This is a genomic window from Acinetobacter sp. DMC2 (assembly GCF_056314305.1).
Window position 1 is genome coordinate 230416 of record NZ_JBQUYP010000001.1, and the last position, 23306, is coordinate 253721.

Here is a 23306-nt window from a genome sequence, read left to right on the forward strand (position 1 = left end):
AGCCCTTTTAAAAGGGCTAATGTATTTTTAATTCATACAAATTAATAAGTTACTGTTACAGTTACACTATCAACATAACTACCTGCGCTTGGCAAAGTTGTACCAGCAGGAATACGGCCATAGACGTTCACTGTCTGAACATTACCAGTCGCAGTCCCACTGTAGGCAGTCGTTGCAATACCTATTGCAGTGGCACGTCCTGTGTCTGAGAAAAGGTTGTAAGGAATATATTCATCGCTAGTGGCTCCACCGATCATACGTCGTTGGGTTGATAAAATATTTTGACCACCATCAAATGACAAAGTCCATGGCACAGTATTATTACAAAGGACTTTAATTGAGGTACCACCTGTCGTGGTGGTATCAGCATCGACATTACTAGCCAGTGAACTTAAAGTACCAAAGTCTAAAACTGCATTTGTTGTCGTTCCGGTTGCAGAGGTATTTAAGACACAACTATTCGTTACGGTTGCCTTAACAGTTAATGTACCTGTTGCTGTAGCTGCATGTGCTGCATTGAGAGAAAATACTCCCGCAACAACTGCTGATAAATAAAAAAAAGTCTTTTTCATGGCCAAAACCTTTTAAACTAAATTGTCGAATTAATAGATATAAAAAATTTAACCCTTATTCTTACAATCATTTTTATTTGACTGCTTTTTTAAAGCTTATTTTTTTATCTACTTTTCATCATAATACATAAAAATAAATAAAATGCATGTTCACGTTATTATTTTTATTTCCAATCGATAAAACAAAGTTACCTAAACTTCCCCTATGGATACAAAAAAACAATATTTACAAAACCTAAATATATGATTAAACTTATTTTAATAAAATTATTAGAAAAAATATTAAGTTAAATTTAAATAAATATTACAGGATTCAGCTCATCTTAAAAAATTAGATACTATTTCTTAATTTATTTATTTTTATATTATTTATCTCTTTAATTTTCATTTTATATTATTTCTTAAAGGTACATCTTCAAAAACTATTAAATATTATAATTTATACAACAACAAAATGATAAAATTTAGAGCTACACATGAACTACAACAACGATAGTTTTGTTTATTTTAAGCGTTAAATAGCTATTAAATATATAAAAAACAAAGGCCTCTTAAGAAGCCTTTATTTAGTAAATTTAAATAATTAAACGCTTAACATACTATTTAAAGTTTCAGAAACGTTTTTCGATTTCACTTTAGGTTGCAATGCTTGTAAAGCCTGTTGCACGTGAGTACGTTGCGGTTCCACAAGTGTGTACCAACGTGACAATACCTGTAACAGACGTGAACCTAAAATTGGGTTCTTTTCATCAAGATATTGTGCAAGGTTAATAAAGTGAGCTACACCAAAGCCCCAAGTGTTTTCAGGGTTATTTGATAACCCTCCACTTACCGCGCGAATACGGTTTGGAGTTGTTAAATCATAGTCAGGATGTTGAGTCAGGTACTCGATTGTTTCTGCTGTCGCATTTGGGTTTGCTGCCTGAATCATGAACCATTGATCTAAAGATAAAGCTTCATCTTTAAAACGGTCATAGAAATCAGCAAGTACATCTTGAGCTTGAGGTGCATTTTGCCAAACCAATACACGTAACGCCCCTAAGCGTTCAGACATATTACCAGTGTTTTGATATTGCACGTGTGCAAGTTCAAATGCAGTTTGATCGCCCTGTCGAGCCATCATCATCAGCATAATGTTCTTTAATGCACGCACCCCCATTGCCAAAGAAAATTCTTTTTGCAGATCTGGGTCAAGTGTAAGGTAAGTATCTTTCCAGAATGAACCTAACTCTTGTGCCAAACGATTCAGCAAGGCTTCACGTTTGACATGAATATCAGATGGTGCATAGTTCTGATCAATACGACTACCCAAATAACCTTCACTTGGTACATCAAACAAACGCGATGCTAAAAGCGGGTCACGACCCACTAACTCAGGTAAAGTGCTTTGAATCGCTTGAATGTAAGCATCTGCTGAATGGTCTTCTAGCAAGATACGTTCAAGCAAGGTTTGGGTGGCTTGCCACTGGTTAAAACCATTCGTTTCATGCTGAATTAAGAATGCTAATTCTTCATCGGTATAATCAAACACAAGATTTACAGGCGCAGAGAAATTACGAAGTAGAGACACCACTGGTTGCTCAGTCACGCCAGTAAATTCAATGCTTGCCTCATCTTGATCGAACAAGTAAACGCCATCTTTAACATCGTTTACGAATAGGCTCTCACTGTGCAATGTATATTGCTCACCTGTTTTCGCATTAAATAAAGCTAAAGCCACAGGAATTGGAACAGCTTTTAAATTTGGGTATTTAGGATGTGCTTTCAGGCTTTGTTTAAAGCTTAAACGGTAAGTTTGTGCTGCTGCATCATATTCACCTTTTGCTTCAAGCTTTGGTGTACCTGGTTGGTTATACCAAGTTAAGAATGCAGATAAATCTACGCCAGAACCCGCTGTTAAAGCAGCAACCCAGTCTTCTACAGTCACGGCTTGGCCATCATGACGGCGGAAATATTCGTCGGTTCCTTGACGGTATTTTTCTTTACCCAACAAAGTCGACATCATGCGGTTAATTTCCGCACCTTTTTCATAGACTGTCGCTGTATAGAAGTTATTAATTTCTACAAAGTGGTCTGGACGTGGCGGATGCGACAATGGACCTGCATCTTCGGGGAACTGATGAGATTTAAGCACAGCGACATCATCAATACGTTGAACCGCAGCAGATTGTAAATCTTCTGAGAAAGATTGATCACGGAATACCGTTAAACCTTCTTTTAAGCAAAGTTGGAACCAGTCACGGCAAGTAATACGGTTCCCTGTCCAGTTATGGAAATATTCATGGGCAATCACAGACTGAACACGCATAATTGCTGCGTCAGTTGTGTATTCTTCATCAGCAAGTACACATGACGTATTAAAGATATTTAAACCTTTATTTTCCATTGCACCCATGTTGAATTGGCTTACCGCAACAATCATATAATTGTCGAGGTCATAGGCACGGCCATAGTGTTCTTCATCCCAACGCATAGAATGCTTTAATGCTTCCATTGCGATATGGCATTTTGGAATGTCTTTCTCAATCGCATAGATTTCTAAAGCAACATCACGCCCTTCAGACGTCGTATAACGATCTTTAAGAACAGCTAAATCACCAATGACACAAGCAAATAAATAGCTTGGTTTTTTAGTCGGGTCTTGCCAGATCGCAAAGTGACGGTTTTCGCCAACTTCACCTGTTTCTAGCAAATTACCATTGGCAAGTAACACTGGATATTTTTTGTCTGCTTCTACACGTGTAGTAAAGACTGAAAGTACGTCTGGACGGTCTGGATAGAACGTAATTTTGCGGAAACCTTCTGGTTCGTTTTGGGTTACAAACAACTCATCGGCTTTATATAAACCTTCTAATTGAGTATTGGTTTCAGGATGAATAATGACTTGTGTTTGTAAAATGACTTCAGCTGGTGCGTTAGTGATCACCAATTGCTCACTATCGAGTGAATATTGTGCAGAAGTAAGAATTTGTCCATTTAACTGAACAGATTGCAACTCAAGATCACGACCAAGTAAAACCAGATCGCCTTCAGTTTGGCGCTTCATCACCAATGTTGAATCAACAATTGTTTTATCGTCATATACTTGAATATCAAGATTAATTGATTCAACTAAAAACGCAGGTTTTTGATAATCTTTTAAATAAACTGTTTGATCTGCCTGAACTGGAGGCTGCGCCGCAATATTCATCTTTATTCCTTATATACTCGTCTAAAACGGCAGTATGAGTCGCCATGAAATATCATACGCCAAGTCATACATACTGTATTTGCTTACCTTTATAAAATTAATGGGACTTCATTGATACATTTCAAATTAGAATCTGGTTTTATTAGCACAGATTAGACCAAATTTACGATAATCGTTGTTTATATAAGCAATCTATACAATAAAAATAAAACACCTTTAGCTTTTAACATTTTTTAGAGTCAGCTTACATTTTGGGCATGGTTCTTGCTATTTAAATAGACCAATATGGGTATTTCAATAAGAGCAAGAGGTGTCAATATGGAATTAAAAGCACATTTTCATCGTTTAGAAAATATTAAAGCGATTCATGATTTACACGCAGCAGGACTCGATCACCATGTGATTGCAGTGTTCTTAACTGCGGAAGGTATCTCTATGACGACTCAGGAGGTTAGCTCCATTGTGAATACTTACGATGCACTAGGCAAAGTAAAATTACCAAGTAAAAAAGTACAGGCACTTATTAATGCCAAAAAACTTGGACAGAATGATGAGAATTTGCCGTGCCCTGTTTAATCAACAATTTAACTCGAGATGAAGACCTAAAATTCTCACATAGATTTTAGGTCTTTTTATTTTAACAACAAACGGAACTCGCAATCTCAGCCATACACAGTACGGCTGTGTATAATAGCCCCATCATTTTTCATTTTATGTTCGGAGCAAAATGGCCTTACAAATTCTACAGAAACAACTGGATGAAAGTAGCCATTGTCCTCTCTGCCAAGCTTCAATGTACTGGGTAGATGCCGAGCAATTTGAACAAGACGTTCAATTTCATGAATGCAGTCATTGTCAGCATCGCGTATTTAAAGATGAAAGAATGACTTGCCACTGTGATCAGTGTACAAAACAACGTAAAAAGCTTTTACAACAAACACGCCTACAAGAACAACGCCAATTTAAGTCAAAAGAGCAGCCACAACGCAGTCTGGAACAGCTTAGCTTCTTACATAAACTTTTCTTGCTGAGCCTTTTAGATGAATATGCGCGTGAAGAGATTACTCATGATGAATATATTCATTGGGACAAAGTTAAATACCATCCCATTACCCCTAACTGGATGTTTCAGAGCTATTTAATTAAACAGTTGCATAAAGATGGAATTTTGAATGCAAATGATCAAACTGATGATCCACAGTGTTTTCACTTAAATATTCGTTTAGATGGTTATAGCGATCCAAGTTTATTTAGTGTGGCTCAACAACTACGTAATTGGTTTTATGAAAATTTAAGTGCAGGAATTCCTTTTCGCAGTGCAGACGAAGTGAAAGACGTACTTTTTCAAGTGCTCTATCAAGAAATTATCCAGTTCATGCAGTTCTATTGTCGAACTTGGGGGATCCAAATTGCGGGCAATACAAATTTTCAAAGCTTTTGTTATCGTTTAATGGATTCACTCGCAATTGGACAGATCTATTATCTGATTCAGACCGCACTCGAATATCTTTATAAACAAAAAGCTTTGCAGCCTCGTAATGATAAATTTATTAACACCAATTTGTTAAAGAAAACTTTAGAACAATATCGCGAGAGAGCGTTAACTGAGAAGTGGGAAACTTCTATGCTACCTCGTCCCCACAATATTCCTTATAGTAAAATGAGCTACATTCTATTGAACCGTTTCTTAGGTTATGACGAACAGATATTTGTGCAGCCTGTATGGAAAGCATGGCGAAAAATTGAACCACGTTTAAATTTTTATTCTGTGAAACGTTGTATGTATTGTGGCTCAAATGATTTAAGCGTTGACTATGATGCCGCAGATTATGTGTCTTTGATTTGCCAAAAATGTAAGCATCAAGACCACTATTTTACCCACTAAAACTTTAATCACTCTGGCTTAATAAGGATAGATAATAAGATGACATCGACATCTAGTTTGATTGAACAGGTCATTGAAGCTTGGCAGAACATGCAGGCAAAAACGCCTCTTGTGCAATGTATGACCAATAGCGTTGCAGCTAACTATACAGCCAATGTATTACTCGCTTCTGGTGCTTCACCTGCCATGATTGATAATCCTTATGAAGCAGAAAGTTTTACTAAAATTTCATCAGCTTTAAGCATTAATTTAGGTACTCCCACCTCAGAGCAAATGCAAGCTATGCAAATTTCTGCAAAAACGGCGCAAATGAGTAATATTCCCTGGGTGCTTGATCCTGTGGGCTATGGGCCAGTTTTAGCTTGGCGCAGTCAAATGACAGATGAACTTTTACAGTTTAAGCCGAGCGTTATTCGTGGTAATGCTTCAGAAATCAGTACACTTGCAGGTAATCAAGTTCAATCTAAAGGTGTTGATAGTACCCTAAGCAGTGATGATGCCTATCGACAAGCTTACGCGCTATTAGTACATACCGACTGTATCGCAATTTCAGGTGAATCAGATTACATTTTATCTAAAGAACTAGATGTTGTTATCCAAGTTAACGGTGGAAGTCCCTTACAACCTAAAATTACAGCAACTGGTTGTGCTTTAGGTGCATTAATCGCTGCATATAGTGCGGTAACGACTCCAACCATTGCAGCGCTTTCAGCCCATGTACATTTTGCAATTGCGGGTAAACTTGCTGCCAATCAGGCACAAACCATGGGAAGTTTTAGTACCATTTTTATGGACTATATCCATATGTTAGATGATAACCTGATTGAGCAATATGCAAATATAAAACTATTAGGTTTAAAGGCATAACCGCAAGTTATGCCTGTGTCCCACTACTCTTATTTTAAAAGTAAGTAGATATCTGTAATAAGATCACACTCTTTCACATCATGCACAAAGTTATGATAGTGAAAGAAAACTGGATATTCCCCTGCTTCTTCGGTTTGCTCAGGTAACCAGTTTCTAAAGATGTAATAAACACTATCTTTAATCTGGTCGTGGCTACCCAAATGTCTTACGGTCGCATAACGACCCGCAGGAATTTCACCTGTTTGTACGCCGTAATTATTTTCAGGTACAGCCTTTTCAATTGAACCAGCAATGTCAAATCTAAATTCGTCAGATGGAGTCTGCTCAGGGTCAGCAAATGGAATACCATAAGTTCTAGACTTGGTCACAGGCGACAAACCTGTTTCTTTGCGCCAAGCAATAAAACGCGCAGCGGTTTCAAAGACTTTATCTGGACTGCCTAAATGAGACAGATAGGCAATCTTTTCAGCAGGACGCTCAACAATATTTACATTCATTTTTAGCTCACTTTTTGGAAGTGTAAAAACAAACTTCTGGTGCCAAGATTCCCAGTCTGGTTTATCTCTAAAAGCCCGAGGAGTTTGATCAAATGAACGCTTAAATGCACGAGTAAATGCCTCTGGACTATCAAACCCTGCTTGCAATGCTATCTCAATAATTTTGAGGTCAGGTTCAAAAGCCAATTGAAAAGAGGCCCGCTTTAAACGAGATAGTTGAATAAACTTCATCACATTTAGGCCAATATGAATGGCAAAAATTCGATGAAAATGAAACTTAGATAAGGCCGCAATCTGGCTCAATCGGTCAACATCTAAATCTTCATCTAAATGTCTTTGAATATAATCGCAAACCAGTTGCAGCTTTTGGATATATACAGCCATACATTCATGTCTGTTCATTCGATAGCACTACTTTGACATAGTGCTGATCTCTATTCTTGATCGAAATTGCGCTTTTTAGTGTTATACAACTTGCTTGAAATAATCTTCTCTTGGCATATCAACAAGCTCAACGCACAATTGAATTTCTTTATTAAACTCTTGTTGTAAATAATTTTTATTGCTGAGTGCCATTAATAGCTGATCACCCATTAGCTGTTTTTGTTCGGCTGTTCTTCCTGACAAAATGTAGGCTTTTACATGAATATAGGCTTGATCAGCCCCTAAGCCAATGAGGAAAACGTCATCTTTACGCGCACGGCTTTTAATATCTTCTGGGCTGAATAGCTCTGTCTCAATAAGCGTGGTATTAATTTCTTCAAGTAATTGTTTTGCGTTTAATCCAGTTAAATTTTCTGAATAATCAACTACAACGTGCGGCATAGCCACCTCAATTTATGTAATAAGTCATTAAGCTAATTAAACTTTACTCAATAAATAATAAAGCTAATCGAACCTGATCATATCCCATTCGTGGACTAGTTGCTTCAACGATTGGTCTTAGTTTGATCGAACCGTCATCAGAAAAATGATCTGGATTTTGACGTTTTTTCAGCTTCTTATAAATTTTACGAATTTCTTCGACCACTTCTTCACCCGGATGGGCAACCGAAATATCTAGCTTTTGTTCTTTATGAAGTCGAGCCAAATGATTAATGATGGTTGCTGGTGTCAGACCACGCTCATGCGCGATGTCTTCAATTTCATAGCCTTCTTCAAACAACGCACGTGTCTCGTCTAACGTTGCCGTAGCGTAATTTTGCTTTCCACCTTTTGCGAGTTTCTTCTCATTACGAGAAATCTCAGTTTCATTTAAGGTGCCACCACAGTGACGAATAAAGGCTTTGTGCTGAGCAGTTAAATCTACATCTGCAAAGTTGTCTTCAGCTTCTTTAGAAAGTTCTTGGAAACGACGATCAGCTTTTACAGCCAGACTGTCTAACTCTAAAGCTTGCTCGTTAATTCCTAATAACTTAAGACCTGTTAAAGATTTTAAACGCGACAATGCTACATAACCCTGACCTTTTTCGAAGGTATTCGTGAGGTTAATTTCAGCAGCTTCTAAAGTCATGCCTTGGCTTTTATGAATGGTAATTGCCCACGCTAAACGAAGTGGAATTTGCTGAAAACTTGCAATCACTTTACCAGCTTCGTTTTCAACTGACCATGTTTCAGGAGCAACCAGCAAAGTCGTGCCATCAGTTAGTTTTACCTTTGGCAGTAACCCGTTTTCATCATCTTCCTCAAAGCCAATAACTTCGCCTAAACTCCCGTTGATATAACCCATATCAAAGTTGTTTTTAACAAACATAACTTTTGCATGTTTCTTCAAGGTGAGTTCTTCTGGAGCACGAACTGAAGATTTCAAAGTTTCTAATAATTTTTCATTACCATCTAAAACGGCATTGAATTGATGTCCGTCATTATCAATTTCATTTAAGTGCTGATAATTGATATTGTCGACATCCATATTGTGCGTATAAAGACGAGTAAAGGTCTCACCAATATCATGCGAGCGTGATTGACGCAGTGCTTGTAAATGATCTGATTTAATATTCTGCGCACGAATGGCATTTAAAATCTGATTAAGAATTTCATCATCTTGACGGTGTTGTTCCGTTAAATAACATACGCGAAATTTGGCTTCGACCCATGCATCAGACATAAAACAGAACTTGTCACGGTTGGCTTCACTATTACGTCCAACGGGTGGCAACTGAAAGAAATCTCCAGCCACAATGACTTGAATACCGCCAAAAGCTTCATCACTTTCTTTAAAATATTTTAAAACCTGATTGACCAGATTAAGCTGCTTAGCATGCAGCATCGAAATTTCATCGATGACGAGAACTTGCGCATTTTCAAGATGTTCCTTGAGATATTTACGCTCTTTCATACGTTTTAGGTCATCGTCAGTTAACTGATCTTTAATGCCAATGCCCGCCCATGTATGAATGGTCATGCCGTTCATATGTGTTGCAGCAATACCTGTAGATGCCGTAATTGCCACAGGCACTTTACGTGCTTTTAGGTATTGGATGTACTGATTAAGTGTATAGGTTTTCCCTGCACCAGCCGAACCGGTTAAAAAGACATTTTCACCTGCTTTAAGCAGTTTAAGCGCAGTTTCCTGTTTCATAATCTCATAAGTACATCTTCAACAGCCCATAGCTTAACGACTTTCCCGAAAAAATTAAATGAATGCGCCAGAATTTCTGTAAAATCCTTATAAATCAATAGCTAACAATAAAATAATATTTGGTAGGTTTTTGGTAGGTAGGAAAATAATCTTCACATCACAATACTAAGGCCATGGTGAGGCTCACCTGTAATAACAAACAATGGATTTATGGAAGAAGGAATCACTCCATGGCTTTTAAAAATATTGCAGATCAAACAAACGGTTTTTATATTCCATGCGTATCACTCTTTGGACCAGGATGTGCTAAAGAAATTGGTACAAAGGCACAAAACCTCGGCGCAAAAAAAGCATTAATTGTGACCGATGAAGGCTTGTTTAAATTTGGTGTCGCAGATCTTATCGCAAACTATTTAACTGAAGCAGGCGTTGCGAGCCATATTTTCCCGGGTGCAGAACCTAACCCAACCGATATTAATGTTCATAACGGTGTAAATGCCTATAACGAAAATGGCTGTGACTTTATTGTCTCTCTAGGTGGCGGTTCATCTCATGACTGTGCAAAAGGGATTGGATTAGTCACTGCTGGTGGTGGCCATATTCGTGACTATGAAGGCATCGATAAAAGCAAAGTTCCAATGACGCCGCTGATTGCAGTCAACACAACGGCTGGTACTGCATCTGAAATGACCCGTTTCTGTATTATTACCAATACAGACACTCACGTAAAAATGGCGATTGTTGACTGGCGTTGTACCCCTCTTATTGCCATTGATGACCCGAAACTCATGATTGCAAAACCAGCTGGTTTAACAGCGGCAACGGGTATGGATGCGTTAACTCATGCAGTTGAAGCGTATGTTTCTACGGCGGCTAACCCAATTACCGATGCGTGTGCAGAAAAAGCGATTACGATGATTAGCCAGTGGCTCCAACCTGCTGTCGCAAATGGTGAAAACATTGAAGCGCGTGATGCAATGAGCTATGCACAGTACTTGGCTGGTATGGCATTTAACAACGCATCTTTAGGTTATGTTCACGCAATGGCTCACCAGTTGGGCGGTTTTTACAACCTACCTCACGGCGTATGTAATGCAATCTTGTTACCACACGTGTGTGAATTTAACTTAATTGCTTGCCCAGATCGTTACGCAAAAATCGCGGAGTTAATGGGTGTAAGAACTCACGGATTAACAGTAATGGAAGCTGCATATGCTGCAATTGATGCCATTCGTAAACTATCTTCATCGATTGGTATTCCATCTGGTTTAACAGAGCTTGGTGTGAAAACCGAAGACCTTGCAGTGATGGCAGATAATGCTCAAAAAGATGCGTGTATGTTGACCAACCCTCGTAAAGCAAACCATGCTCAAGTTGTGGAGATTTTTAAAGCAGCACTTTAATCCTGATGTAATAGCTTGTCCCTCTAGTAAGTCAAATCCCTCCGACCGGTGACTTACTTTTTTAGGGAATACTTAGCTCCAGCGGTATTCCCTTTTTTTAAAACCTATATTCCAACCTTCTCTAAACCTGATTGACAATTCGCCCATTTCATTGAAGGATACTCTGCATGTCTTAATTACAATAGCTCGATAAAAATGAATACATCTTCAGCTAATCAAACTTATGTTCCAGATATTTTAGGTACTGGCTACGAACAGGTAACACTCAACTTTCCTAATGATTACGAAGGAAAAGTTGTAGCTACCTTAGTGCGTAAAAAGGCCGCTCAATCGACTCAAAAAGCCGTGCTATATATTCATGGTTTTTTAGATTATTTCTTTCAAACCGAAATGGCTGAGCAATTCAATGCACATGGTTATGACTTCTACGCACTCGACTTAAGAAAATATGGTCGCTCAAAGCTGCCTCATCAAATTTTTTATAATGTGCTTGATTTAAATGAATACGATGCCGAAATTACACAAGCATTAGATATTATTGGCAAAGAACAGCACACCCAAGTCTTGCTCGCAGGTCATTCAACTGGCGGTTTGACAGCAACACTTTATGCTGCCCATAACCCAAACCATCCTCTGATTAAAGCACTTTGGGCAAACAGCCCGTTTTACGATTTTAATTTAAGTTTGGTCGAGAAAAAATTTGGTATCCCTGTACTCAGTCGAGTAGGAAAATATCTGCCAAAAGTTAAATTTCCAAGTCAATTAAACAAATGGTATACCGCGAGCCTTCACAAACAGCTCAAGGGCGAATGGGACTTTAATCTGGACTGGAAACCGACCTCTGCTCCTACTGTTCAACTTAGCTTTCTACATGCGATTCATACAGCACAAAAAGAAATACATCGCGGGGTTAAACTCAATGTTCCCGCACTCATCATGCATTCACACCAAACTAAAAACCCTAAAAAATGGGGAGCAGATGCGACTCAAAGCGATGTAATTTTAAACGTTAAAGACATTGAAAAATTTGGTAAACAAATCAAAGGTGATGTCTCTGTTGTCTCTATTCACAATGGGTTGCATGATTTAGTCCTTTCGGCCCAGCCAGTACGAGAACAAGTCTATCAACAATTGTTTCAATGGCTGGATCAAAAAATCACTTAACTGTGCTTAGGTGAGTCAAGGTATTTCATCAGCAATTGATGCGCAGGATGTTCGCTCGGAACTAACTCCATAAGACGTTCTACCGCATCGATTGCTTCAGGGAAATGAGCTAAATGCTTGAGTAATAAATCTGTTTCTTGAGTTTTAAAAATCGCATCACTTAAACGTGATTCAAGGCAGTCACGCCATGCGCACAAAAACGGACTTTCAGTTTTTGCCAGAAATACACCTGTGTAAAGCTGCAAAGCCGAGGCTGCATATCCTGCATCGAGTGCTTGTTCAGCTTGTAAAAAATCAGCTTCAACATGCACCAGCAAACGATATGGACGTGAACCAAGTAAACCACCCAAAATATCTCGTAGTTGAGACATTTCAGCTTTAAGCGTACCCATACTGACTTTACGTTCGCCATAGAGCGCCTGATAAAGATGCTCTAAAGTTAAGCCATGAGGACATAACGCCAATATGGTTAAAATTTCAATTTGACGCGGTGTTAATAACAAACTTTTGCCATTAAATTTAACTTGTGGCGTCGAAAATGCACGAATATGTAATTGTTGGCGTTGCTGCTCTAGCAAAGCAGACTGAATAATGGATGCACAACGTTCAGCAGCCAATATTCCTAAACTATTATGGTTCTTCCAAGTGGTTGATAAATCAACGACACCTAGGGTTTGTTTTGAGTATGGATCAATAATCGGTGCGGCATAACACACCCACTCATGAATCGATTCCATATAGTGTTCATTTGAAAAAACACAGCTTGATTGTTGAGTTTTTAAAGATAAAGCCAAGGCATTTGTGCCTACAAATTCTTCACGCCACTGACCACCCTGCACAAAATGTACACGTTCAGCAGCACTTTGCATTTGAGCACTTGGTGCCGTCCAAATGATCGTACTGCCAATGTCACCGACAGCAATCACCATTGAAGATTGCTCTGCAATATGACGTAAATCGTTGGCACATTGGCTTAAAGCCATATCTAAAGCATTTTGTGAAGCAGATTTTTTTTCGACTAAAGGAGCCGCAAAACGCTCTTTAGGAATCGCGGCAGAAGCTGATCGTTCCCATGAGCTTGCAATACTTTGGCCGAGTTTGGCAGCATTCTGAGGAGAGAGACTATTTTGCGTGCGCAGTTGATCAATCAACGTCCGTTGCTGCAATAAATCCTTTTTTGTGAACATTTGTAAATTCCTTATATATCCACATTTCTATTCCAACCTTTCTCCAACCTTCTTCTTTATATCCTAATTATACAAAGTACGAAAGTACCTACTGACAGGGTTCTTGTTAGTCTTTAGTCCTAAAAAGCAAAGGAATATTTATATGCGCTATATCGATCCAAATCAACCAGGCTCAAAAGTTCAATTTAAATCACAATACGAAAATTTTATTGGCGGTGAATGGGTAGCACCTGTAAAAGGTGCGTATTTTGACAATGTATCTCCTGTTGACGGAAAAGCTTTTACACGTATTCCACGCTCTAGTGCCGAAGATATTGAGCTCGCTCTAGATGCAGCGCACAAAGCAAAAGCAACATGGAATAAAGCCTCACCAACTGTACGCTCGAACATCCTTTTAAAAATTGCTGATCGTTTAGAAGCAAATCTTGAAATGCTTGCTGTTGCAGAAACTTGGGATAACGGTAAAGCTGTACGTGAAACGTTAGCAGCTGACCTTCCACTTGCGATTGACCATTTCCGTTATTTCGCTGGATGTATTCGTGCTCAAGAAGGTGGCATCTCTGAAATTGATGAAGATACCATTGCGTATCACTTCCATGAACCACTCGGCGTAGTTGGTCAAATCATTCCATGGAACTTCCCAATTTTGATGGCAGCATGGAAACTTGCACCTGCTTTAGCTGCTGGTAACTGCGTTGTGATTAAGCCAGCTGAGCAAACTCCAGTGGGCATTTTGTTGGTGGCTGAACTCATCCAAGATATTTTACCACCAGGTGTACTTAATATTGTTAATGGTTTCGGTTCAGAAGTCGGCCGACCTTTAGCGACAAACCCACGTATTGCCAAAATCGCGTTCACAGGTTCAACTCAAACTGGACAAATGGTAATGCAATATGCAACTGAAAATATTATTCCAGTTACCTTAGAACTTGGCGGTAAGTCACCGAACCTTTTCTTTGAAGACATCATGGATAAAGAAGATGACTTCCTAGAGAAAACGCTTGAAGGTTTTGCCATGTTTGCCTTAAACCAAGGTGAAGTATGTACTTGCCCTTCTCGTGCTTTAGTACAAGAAAGTATTGCTGATCAGTTCTTGGAGATGGCTGTCGAGCGCGTAAAACGTATCAAAACGGGTCACCCACTTGATACTGAAACAATGATTGGTGCTCAAGCATCTCTACAACAACAAGAGAAAATCTTACGTTGTATTAACACAGGCCGTGAAGAAGGTGCAGAACTTTTACTTGGTGGTAGTGGCCGTAAAGAAGTAGGTGATGGTTACTATGTCGATCCAACTATTTTTAAAGGTCACAATGGCATGCAAGTTTTCCAAGAAGAAATTTTTGGACCTGTACTTGCTGTGACAACGTTCAAAGACTTTGACGATGCAATTAAAATTGCCAATGACACCATGTATGGTTTAGGTGCAGGTGTATGGTCACGTTCAGCTCACATTTCTTATCGTGCTGGTCGTGCTATTGAAGCTGGCCGTGTCTGGACAAACTGCTATAACATTTACCCTGCACATGCTGCATTTGGTGGTTACAAGAAGTCTGGTATTGGCCGCGAAAACCATAAGATGATGCTAGATCATTATCAACAAACTAAAAACTTGTTGGTGAGTTATTCAACTAAACCAATGGGCTTCTTCTAAGTTTCGCACCAAGTTGATACCAAACTATCAACACTAGAAAGAAGTAAGATGACTAATTATATAAGAAGCCAGTAATTTAGATTGCTGGCTTCTTTGTATGGTGCCAATAAGCTTGCATTTTTATCATTTGGAATAAAAAAACATCATCCACTCACTGAAGTTCTTCATTTAGGCATTGCTTTTGCATTGATAAATACAAACCCACTCGCAGGAGCATTGTATGAATCAACCAGAAACAGCTTCCGTCATTTCTTCAAGCACAGAAGTCTCATCAGCAGAATATTTTGCTCAGCGTCAACTCAAACAAGGTACGGTTGGTTGGTTACTCCTGATTGGTTTAGGCGTAGCTTATGTGATATCGGGTGATTTTGCTGGCTGGAACTTTGGTATTGCTCAAGGTGGCTGGGGTGGTATGTTTATTGCTACTGCCCTCGCTGCAATCATGTATCTATGCCTATGTCTTTCTATGTCAGAAATGTCCACCATGATGCCGACAGCAGGTGGTGGTTATAGTTTTGCACGTGCTGCCTTTGGCCCTTTTGGGGGCTATTTAACAGGAACAGCCATTTTAATTGAATACGCAATTGCTCCTGCGGCGATTGCCGTATTTATTGGTGGTTATTGCGAATCTCTATTTGGTATTAATGGCTGGATGATTTATCTCGCCTGCTACGCCATTTTTATGGGTATACATCTCAAAGGTGCTGGTGAAGCCTTAAAAATCATGTTCGCAATTACACTTGTCGCAGCTGTTGCTCTGGTTGTGTTTATTGTCGCAATGATTCCGCATTTTAATGCACAAAATTTATTAGATATTCCAGTTGGTACAGGTGTAGGCGCAAGCAGTTTTCTACCTCATGGCTATTTAGGCATTTGGGCCGCTGTTCCTTTTGCAATCTGGTTTTTTCTTGCAGTTGAAGGTGTGCCATTAGCAGCCGAAGAAGCAAAAGATCCAGCTAAATCTCTCCCACGCGGTTTGATCGGTGCAATGCTCATCTTAACGGCGTTTGCCATGCTCATTTTATTCTTGGGTGCAGGCGCAGCAGGTGCAAGTACTTTGCAACACTCAGGTGCTCCCCTTGTCGATGCTCTGGTTAAAGTTTATGGCACCAATACTTGGCTTGCGACCTTTGTAAACTTTGTGGGTTTAGCAGGTTTAATCGCAAGTTTCTTTTCAATTATCTATGCTTATTCGCGTCAAATCTTTGCACTATCTCGCGCAGGCTATTTACCCACTTCACTCTCTTTAACCAATAAAAATAAAGCGCCTTATTTGGCAATTATTATTCCGGGCATTATTGGGTTCTTACTTTCACTGACCAAAGAAGGCGATTCACTGATTTTAATCGCGGTTTTTGGTGCAACCATTTCTTATGTGTTGATTCTCTTATCCCACATCAAACTACGCCTATCTAAACCCGACATGCCTCGTCCTTATAAAACTCCCGGAGGAATCGTTACTTCAAGTATTGCCTTAATCCTAGCAGTCGCTGCTGTAGTTGCAGGCTTTGTTGTTAATCCAAAAGTTTGGTTTATTGCTGCCGCTATTTATGTCGCATTTATTGCTTACTTTTTACTCTATAGCCGTTATCATTTAGTTAAAGGTACGCCAGAAGAAGAGTTTGCAAATATTAAAGCGGCAGAACAAGAACTATAAAAAAGGATTAAGCTATGAGTTATCGCAATATTATCGCCAATCAACAGTATCACTTTGCTGACTTGAAGACCTTAATGGCAAAAGCAACGCCGTTACGTTCTGGCGATGAATTAGCAGGTGTAGCAGCCAGAGATGCAACCGAACATGTTGCGGCACAAATGACTTTGGCCGATGTACCGCTTAAAACCTTTTTAAATGAAGTTGTGGTCGATTACGAAACTGATGAGATTACACGACTGATTATTGATGAACATGATCTGGCAGCCTTTGCCCCTATTTCACACTTTACGGTAGGTGATTTTCGAAATTGGTTACTTGGAGAAGATGCCACTGCACAGAGCTTAAAAGCATTAGCATCAGGTTTAACTCCGGAAATGGTAGCTGCGGTTAGCAAAATTATGCGCAATCAAGATTTGATTTATGTCGCCAGCAAATGTGAAGTGGTCACCCAGTTTCGCAACACGATTGGTTTAAAAGGCCATCTTTCTACCCGCTTACAACCGAACCACCCTACTGATGATGTGCTCGGTATTTCCGCCAGTATTTTAGATGGTTTGATGTATGGCAATGGTGATGCCGTGATTGGGATTAACCCTGCAACAGATAACCTGCATAATTTGTCAGAACTACTGAAATTACTTGATCATGTGATTCAGGAATATCAAATTCCGACGCAATCTTGTGTACTTACCCATATCAGCTCAGGTATTCAACTGGCTGAAAAAAATGTGCCCATTGATTTAATGTTTCAATCAATCGCTGGTACGCAGCTAGCCAATGAAGGCTTTGGAATTTCACTCGATTTACTACAAGAGGGATATGAAGCCACCCTCGCACTCAAGCGCGGAACCATTGGTCAAAATGTCATGTATTTTGAAACGGGTCAAGGCAGCGCCCTATCAAGCAATGCTCATCACGGCGTGGACCAACAAACATTAGAAACTCGTGCCTATGCTGTAGCCCGCAAATATAACCCGCTTTTAGTAAATACAGTCGTTGGTTTTATTGGCCCTGAGTACCTCTTTAACGGTAAACAAATTATACGTGCAGGTTTAGAAGATCACTTTTGCGGTAAGTTGCTTAGTGTGCCAATGGGTTGCGACATTTGTTACACCAACCATGCCGATGCTGACCAGAATGATATGGATGTTCTACTTACCTTATTTGGCGCCGCAGGTATTAACTTTATTATGGGAATTCCGGGTTCAGACGATGTCATGCTCAACTATCAAACGACCTCGTTCCATGATGCCCTCTATTTAAGACAACTCCTCGGTTTAAAACCCGCTCCTGAGTTTTCAGCTTGGCTTGAACAACAAGGTATTTTTAAACAGCAAAACTCTCAAATTTGTTGGGCAGACCACATGCCTGACCAATTCTCTCGTCTGCTCATGAACTAGGGAGAACGCCATGAAACTGAACCGTGATATTCAATATCCATCTTCTACCCATCAAGATCAGTGGGAAAAACTTAAACAGTTTACTGATGCCCGCATTGCATTAGGACGTGCTGGTTGTAGTATTCCAACACGAGCCTTACTTGAGTTCCAGTTGTCGCATGCGCAAGCAAAAGATGCGGTTTATCAAGAGATGGATGTTTGCTATTTATCTGAACAATTAGCACAAAGACAGCTGCAAAGCATTCATGTCCAAAGCAACGCTCCTAATAAGGAAATCTATCTTAAACGTCCTGATTTAGGACGTCAGCTTTCAGATCAATCAAAAGATGGCTTAATTAAGAAATATGCAGAAGGCCCTCAACAATACGATGTTTGTATTGTGGTCGGTGATGGACTCTCTGCAAGAGCAATTGAAGCGAATGCTATTCCCTTCATTACCGTGCTAAGTGAGCAAGTTCAGCAAGAAAACTGGACTCTTGCGCCGATTGCACTGGCAACAGGCAGTCGGGTTGCTTTAGGTGATGAGGTTGCTGAGATCTTTAAGGCACCCATGCTTGTGATGCTCATCGGTGAGCGCCCTGGTTTAAGCTCTCCTGACAGTATGGGAATTTACTACACGTGGAATGCATATTCAGGCTGTCTTGATGCTAAACGTAATTGTATTTCTAATGTCCGGTCTGCAGGCTTAAGTATTCCAGTTGCGGTACAACGTTTAATGACATTAATGAAAAAATCAAAACAGCTCGGCTTTTCAGGAGTTAATTTAAAAGATGAACATCAACTTTCAGATATAGGTCTTGAGGAAACTCAAAAGCTATTATTTTAAACAGTAGAATATGTTTAGGGATTTATTCATAAATAGATAATCCTTTGCATAACAACATCATTTTAACGAAAAATATCAATTTTCAGGTATTGACGATTTATACAGATATTTTCTTCTTTATATTTATCGCTATACTCCACCTATTGATCTTCTATGAATCATTTGTATGAGCACAACAAACGCCTTCCCAAAAACTATTTATGCCATTCAGCATCTTGCTTTCGAAGACTTAGGTTCATTAGAAGATGTCTTTTATCAACTCGGATTTCGCGTCCGTTATTTTGAGGCAGGTGTTGATGATTTAACCCCTGCTTTTTCACATGAAGGTTTAACTATTATTTTAGGCGGTCCAATCGGAGTTTATGAAACTGACGATTATCCATTCTTAAAAGATGAAATCGCTTTACTCAAACAACGTTTAGCAGCTGACAAGCCTACACTTGGTATTTGCCTAGGCGCACAGCTTATTGCTCATGCACTTGGCGCAAAAGTATATGCAGGACATCAAAAAGAAATTGGCTGGGGACCACTGAGCTTAAGCTTACGCGCTAATCAGGTTTTATCTGGTTTGCTTAACAATGTTCATGTTCTACATTGGCATGGCGACACTTTTGATCTTCCTGAAAATGCGGTGCTATTAGCAAGTTCCGATGTTTATACCAATCAGGCATTTGAAGTCGGTAATAATATTCTTGCCTTACAGTTTCACATTGAAACGACTGAAGAACATTTTGAAAAATGGCTCATTGGTCATACATGTGAACTTCGCCATGCAAATATTTCAATTTCAAAACTTCGCGAAGAAAATCAGCAATATGCTCAAAATCTCGAACATGCTGCTTTTGATGTTATTCAAAAATTTCTTAAACGAATTGGATATAGTGGTTAATCTTTAATTCAATATATTAGTTAAATTATACTTAGAAAGCCAAATGCTCATTTTTCACCCAGAGATGGATTATTAATCCGTCTTTGGGAACCTTTATAATTAATTTCCGTGTATTATTAATTTATTAACTTTGTAACATAAAATAAACGCTGATTTACTATGGAAATCCTGAAATTTATTAAAAGCTTTAATACAGTGAACACTTATTTATTGCTAGCATCTATTCTTCTTATAATCATTGTTCTTTATTTCTACGTGGTTAATCCGACTTAGCTTATTTGCCAAAGCACCATAAAGCATAATATATGTAAGAAAATAGATATAAAAAAGCCCAACTGAGTTGGGCTTTTTTATATCTGCTATTTGCTCAAAAACATTTTACGCGTCTTACTTTTTCTCAGGCTTAAAGCTATCTTTTAAATCGAGAATACGGTTAAACACTGGTTTTTCAGGTGAATGATCTTGTTGATCAGCAACAAAATAACCTTCGCGTTCAAATTGGAAACGATCTTCTGGATTCGCTTGTGCCAAAGCAGGTTCAATTACAGCTTCTAACACTTGTAATGAATCCGGATTTAAGTTCGCCAAGAAATCATCACCTGTTTCAGGATCTGCTTCCGTGAACAAACGATCATAAATACGTACTTCAGCAGGAATACCTTTTGTTGCAGATACCCAGTGAATTACGCCTTTCACTTTACGGCCTTCAGGGTTTTTACCTAAGGTTTCTGGGTCAATTGAACATTTAAGTTCAATCACTTCACCATTAGCATCCTTAATAACTTCATCACATTTAATGACATAAGCATGGCGTAAACGCACTTCACCGTCAGGAACTAAACGCTTGAAACCTTTTGGTGGTACTTCTTCAAAGTCTTTACGGTCAATATAGATTTCCTTAGTTAAAGGAATCACACGGTCACCCATATCCACGTTTGGATGGCGAGCATGTGTAAGATCCATATCTTCTGGTAAATTAGTTAAAGTCACTTTAAGTGGACTTAAAACAGCCATTCCACGCGCAGCTGTATTTTCCAAAGATTGACGAATACAGAACTCAAGCATTGCAACATCTACAATACCGTCAGTTTTAGACACGCCTACACGCTTACAAAACTCACGTAAGCCTTCTGGTGTGAAACCACGACGACGCATACCCACTACAGTCGGCATACGCGGGTCATCCCAACCATTCACATGACCACCTTCCACCAATTTACGTAATTTACGTTTTGATGTAATGGTGTAATCCACATTTAAACGTGAAGATTCATACTGATGTGGAACCGCTTGGGATTTTACCTTTTCTACAATCCAGTCATAAAACGGACGGTGATCTTGGAACTCTAATGTACAAAGGGAATGAGTAATCCCCTCGATCGCATCAGACAATGGATGAGCATAGTCATACATTGGATAGATTTTCCATTTATCACCTGTTTGGTGATGTTCTGAATGCAATACACGGTATAAAATTGGATCACGCATGTGTACGTTTGGACTTGCCATATCAATTTTGGCACGTAAAACAGCTTCACCCTCTTTAAATTCGCCACTACGCATTTTTTCAAAACGCGCAAGGTTCTCTTCAACAGATGCATCACGGTATGGTGAGTTTTTACCCGGTTCAACAAAACTACCGCGGTTTAACTTAATTTCTTCTGGTGATTGTAAATCAACATAAGCATCGCCTTGTTCAATAAGTTGAACAGCCCATGCATATAATTGATCAAAATAACCCGATGCATAGCGCGGTTCACCATTCCAGTTAAAACCAAGCCATTTCACATCATTAGCAATACCGTCAACATACTCTTGTTCTTCAGCATCAGGGTTTGTATCGTCAAAACGTAAATTACATAACCCATCAAATTCTTCAGCCACACCAAAGTTTAGGCAAATTGCTTTTACATGACCAATATGTAAATAGCCATTTGGTTCTGGTGGAAAACGCGTTACGATCTGCTTTGCACGCCCAGCAGCCAAGTCTTCTGTAATGACTTGGCGAACGAAATCTAAGCCAGCCTGTTGTTCTTGCTGCGCAGAATCGACAGAGGCATGAGTATTCGGTGTCGGGTTATTTGGCAGGCTCGAGACAACATCATTAGGCTTCATAGTGTATCAATCACTTCTTTGTAGATAAAATTTCGAAAAATTTAAACGCTATCTTCATTTTTCACAAAGATTTTAACGTTTTTTACTTGCCTTGTAGTTTACAGTTTGCTTATGCTTCTCTCAACCAAAAACCCATGGTCATAAGCCCATGTTTAGGAGATTAATGTAATGAGTTTTCCTCAAGTCGAATTAAACACCAATAAAGGTCGTATTGTTCTTGAACTGAATGCTGAAAAAGCACCTAAAACAGTAGCAAACTTTTTAGAATATGTACGTGACGGTTTTTATGACGGCGTTATTTTCCACCGCGTCATTGATGGTTTCATGATCCAAGGTGGCGGTATGGATGAAAACTTCAAAGAAAAAGCGACACGCGATTCAATTGAAAACGAAGCTGATAACGGTTTAAGCAACGACGAAGGTACGATTGCAATGGCGCGTACTCAAGCTCCTCACTCAGCGTCTGCTCAATTCTTCATCAATGTAAAAAATAACTCTTTCTTGAACCATACTTCTAAAACTGCTCAAGGTTGGGGTTATGCTGTATTTGGTAAAGTTGTTGAAGGTTTAGATGTTGTTGAAGCGATCAAAGGTGTTCGCACTGGCAACCGCGGTTATCACGCTGACGTTCCTTTAGAAAATGTAGTAATCGAATCTGCTAAAATTATTTCTGAATAATTTTAGGATAAAGCTGTGACTTATCTGTTTATCTCAGATTTACATTTGTCACCTGAACACCCTCGACTCGTTCGAGGGTTTTTAGACTTATTGGTGCATTACCAACATAAAAATACTCAACTCTACATCTTAGGCGATTGGTTTAATGCCTGGATTGGAGATGACTATTCAGCACCATGGCTTGATGAAATTGTTGAGGCCTTAAAAGACTTTAATCAAAAAGGGAATCGGGTTTACTTTCAAGTCGGTAATCGTGATTTTGCGCTTAATCAGGTTTTTCTCAATAAATTTAATGGCGTCTTACTCCCTGACATTTATTCCCTCAATATCGCAGGACATCAATATCGTCTAGAACACGGCGATGCATTATGTACAGATGATATTTCTTATCAAAGATTTAAAAAGATTATTCGAAATCCGCTCTTAGTTGCTCTTTTACGCCGGACTCCTCTCAGTTTTCGCACTAAACTAGTGAATGGCTTTCGCAAAAGAAGCTCCGCTGATAAACAGCAAAAAAGCTATGAAATTATGGATGTAAATGAACAAGCTGTTATTTCTGCTTTAGAAGATGTAGATATACTGATTCATGGGCATACTCACCGCCCTTCAATTCATCAGGTAAAAGCGAAACAACGAATTGTTCTTGGCGATTGGCGTGAAGATCAGGCTTATATTTTGGAAATTAATCCATCCTCAAATACGCAACAGCTCGAATTGATTGTCTGGAATTATTAACTAGAA

At 39.1% G+C, this 23306-nt stretch carries 20 protein-coding genes; 13 read left to right on the forward strand and 7 right to left on the reverse strand.

All coding sequences use genetic code 11. From position 1 onward, the window contains the following. Positions 1-41: 41 nt before the first annotated feature. Positions 42-572 (reverse strand): Csu type fimbrial protein, encoded by a 531-nt coding sequence (locus ACT53H_RS01140; protein ID WP_476008405.1) that lies wholly within the window; start codon positions 570-572, stop codon positions 42-44. A 583-nt stretch (positions 573-1155) separates the two neighbouring features. Further along, the gene (gene pepN / locus ACT53H_RS01145) at positions 1156-3762 is read right to left on the reverse strand and encodes an aminopeptidase N (protein WP_476008406.1); all 2607 of its coding nucleotides are present in this window, start codon (positions 3760-3762) and stop codon (positions 1156-1158) included. Positions 3763-4080: 318 nt separating this feature from the next. Here pepN and ACT53H_RS01150 point away from each other — a divergent pair, with 318 nt between their 5' ends. From ACT53H_RS01150 to thiM, 3 genes are all read left to right on the forward strand, one after another. Beyond that, a complete protein-coding gene (locus tag ACT53H_RS01150) occupies positions 4081-4338 on the forward strand; it encodes a hypothetical protein (RefSeq protein ID WP_013197392.1) in 258 nt (85 codons plus the stop codon). A gap of 151 nt (positions 4339-4489) precedes the next feature. Beyond that, entirely contained in the window at positions 4490-5647 is a 1158-nt protein-coding gene (locus ACT53H_RS01155; RefSeq protein ID WP_476008407.1) for a hypothetical protein, read from the forward strand. 39 nt (positions 5648-5686) lie between these two features. Then, positions 5687-6514 (forward strand): hydroxyethylthiazole kinase, encoded by an 828-nt coding sequence (gene thiM / locus ACT53H_RS01160; RefSeq protein WP_476008408.1) that lies wholly within the window; start codon positions 5687-5689, stop codon positions 6512-6514. A gap of 29 nt (positions 6515-6543) precedes the next feature. Here thiM and ACT53H_RS01165 read toward each other — a convergent pair whose 3' ends face one another. From ACT53H_RS01165 to ACT53H_RS01175, 3 genes are all read right to left on the reverse strand, one after another. Further along, positions 6544-7395: an AraC family transcriptional regulator gene (locus tag ACT53H_RS01165; RefSeq protein ID WP_151963328.1), complete on the reverse strand. Its 852-nt coding sequence runs from the start codon at positions 7393-7395 to the stop codon at positions 6544-6546. Positions 7396-7476: 81 nt separating this feature from the next. Beyond that, a complete protein-coding gene (locus ACT53H_RS01170; RefSeq protein ID WP_476008409.1) occupies positions 7477-7836 on the reverse strand; it encodes a 5-carboxymethyl-2-hydroxymuconate Delta-isomerase in 360 nt (119 codons plus the stop codon). Positions 7837-7879: 43 nt separating this feature from the next. Next, positions 7880-9592, reverse strand: a complete 1713-nt coding sequence (locus ACT53H_RS01175; RefSeq protein WP_440202371.1) for an AAA family ATPase — start codon at positions 9590-9592, stop codon at positions 7880-7882. Between the two features lie 230 nt (positions 9593-9822). Here ACT53H_RS01175 and mdh point away from each other — a divergent pair, with 230 nt between their 5' ends. Next, positions 9823-10995 (forward strand): iron-dependent methanol dehydrogenase, encoded by a 1173-nt coding sequence (gene mdh / locus ACT53H_RS01180; protein ID WP_004791599.1) that lies wholly within the window; start codon positions 9823-9825, stop codon positions 10993-10995. Positions 10996-11190: 195 nt separating this feature from the next. After that, positions 11191-12159, forward strand: coding sequence for an alpha/beta hydrolase (locus ACT53H_RS01185; RefSeq protein WP_476008410.1), 969 nt, complete (start codon positions 11191-11193; stop codon positions 12157-12159). On the opposite strand, the gene ACT53H_RS01190 is transcribed toward ACT53H_RS01185, so the two are convergent. Continuing rightward, positions 12156-13346, reverse strand: coding sequence for a transcriptional regulator (locus tag ACT53H_RS01190; RefSeq protein ID WP_476008411.1), 1191 nt, complete (start codon positions 13344-13346; stop codon positions 12156-12158). The two genes, ACT53H_RS01185 and ACT53H_RS01190, sit on opposite strands and share 4 nt — an antisense overlap. 142 nt (positions 13347-13488) lie before the next feature. Here ACT53H_RS01190 and exaC point away from each other — a divergent pair, with 142 nt between their 5' ends. The 6 genes from exaC to ACT53H_RS01220 all read left to right on the forward strand — a co-directional run bounded on the left by exaC (position 13489) and on the right by ACT53H_RS01220 (position 20045). Beyond that, positions 13489-15000, forward strand: a complete 1512-nt coding sequence (gene exaC / locus ACT53H_RS01195) for an acetaldehyde dehydrogenase ExaC (RefSeq protein WP_004791594.1) — start codon at positions 13489-13491, stop codon at positions 14998-15000. 220 nt (positions 15001-15220) lie between these two features. Next, positions 15221-16657: an ethanolamine permease gene (gene eat / locus ACT53H_RS01200; protein ID WP_476008412.1), complete on the forward strand. Its 1437-nt coding sequence runs from the start codon at positions 15221-15223 to the stop codon at positions 16655-16657. A gap of 14 nt (positions 16658-16671) precedes the next feature. Continuing rightward, on the forward strand, positions 16672-18057 hold the full coding sequence (locus ACT53H_RS01205; RefSeq protein WP_476008413.1) for an ethanolamine ammonia-lyase subunit EutB: 1386 nt from the start codon (positions 16672-16674) through the stop codon (positions 18055-18057). A 10-nt stretch (positions 18058-18067) separates the two neighbouring features. Next, on the forward strand, positions 18068-18883 hold the full coding sequence (gene eutC / locus ACT53H_RS01210; protein WP_476008414.1) for an ethanolamine ammonia-lyase subunit EutC: 816 nt from the start codon (positions 18068-18070) through the stop codon (positions 18881-18883). A gap of 166 nt (positions 18884-19049) precedes the next feature. Then, the gene (locus ACT53H_RS01215) at positions 19050-19772 is read left to right on the forward strand and encodes a glutamine amidotransferase (protein ID WP_476008415.1); all 723 of its coding nucleotides are present in this window, start codon (positions 19050-19052) and stop codon (positions 19770-19772) included. A 159-nt stretch (positions 19773-19931) separates the two neighbouring features. Continuing rightward, positions 19932-20045 (forward strand): hypothetical protein, encoded by a 114-nt coding sequence (locus ACT53H_RS01220; RefSeq protein ID WP_476008416.1) that lies wholly within the window; start codon positions 19932-19934, stop codon positions 20043-20045. 114 nt (positions 20046-20159) lie between these two features. Here ACT53H_RS01220 and ACT53H_RS01225 read toward each other — a convergent pair whose 3' ends face one another. Further along, positions 20160-21887, reverse strand: a complete 1728-nt coding sequence (locus ACT53H_RS01225; RefSeq protein ID WP_476008417.1) for a glutamine--tRNA ligase/YqeY domain fusion protein — start codon at positions 21885-21887, stop codon at positions 20160-20162. A 168-nt stretch (positions 21888-22055) separates the two neighbouring features. Between ACT53H_RS01225 and ACT53H_RS01230 the strand changes: the two genes are divergently transcribed. Further along, positions 22056-22565, forward strand: coding sequence for a peptidylprolyl isomerase (locus ACT53H_RS01230; protein ID WP_004791583.1), 510 nt, complete (start codon positions 22056-22058; stop codon positions 22563-22565). Between the two features lie 15 nt (positions 22566-22580). Next, positions 22581-23300 (forward strand): UDP-2,3-diacylglucosamine diphosphatase, encoded by a 720-nt coding sequence (locus tag ACT53H_RS01235; protein ID WP_476008418.1) that lies wholly within the window; start codon positions 22581-22583, stop codon positions 23298-23300. Positions 23301-23306 lie beyond the last annotated feature (6 nt).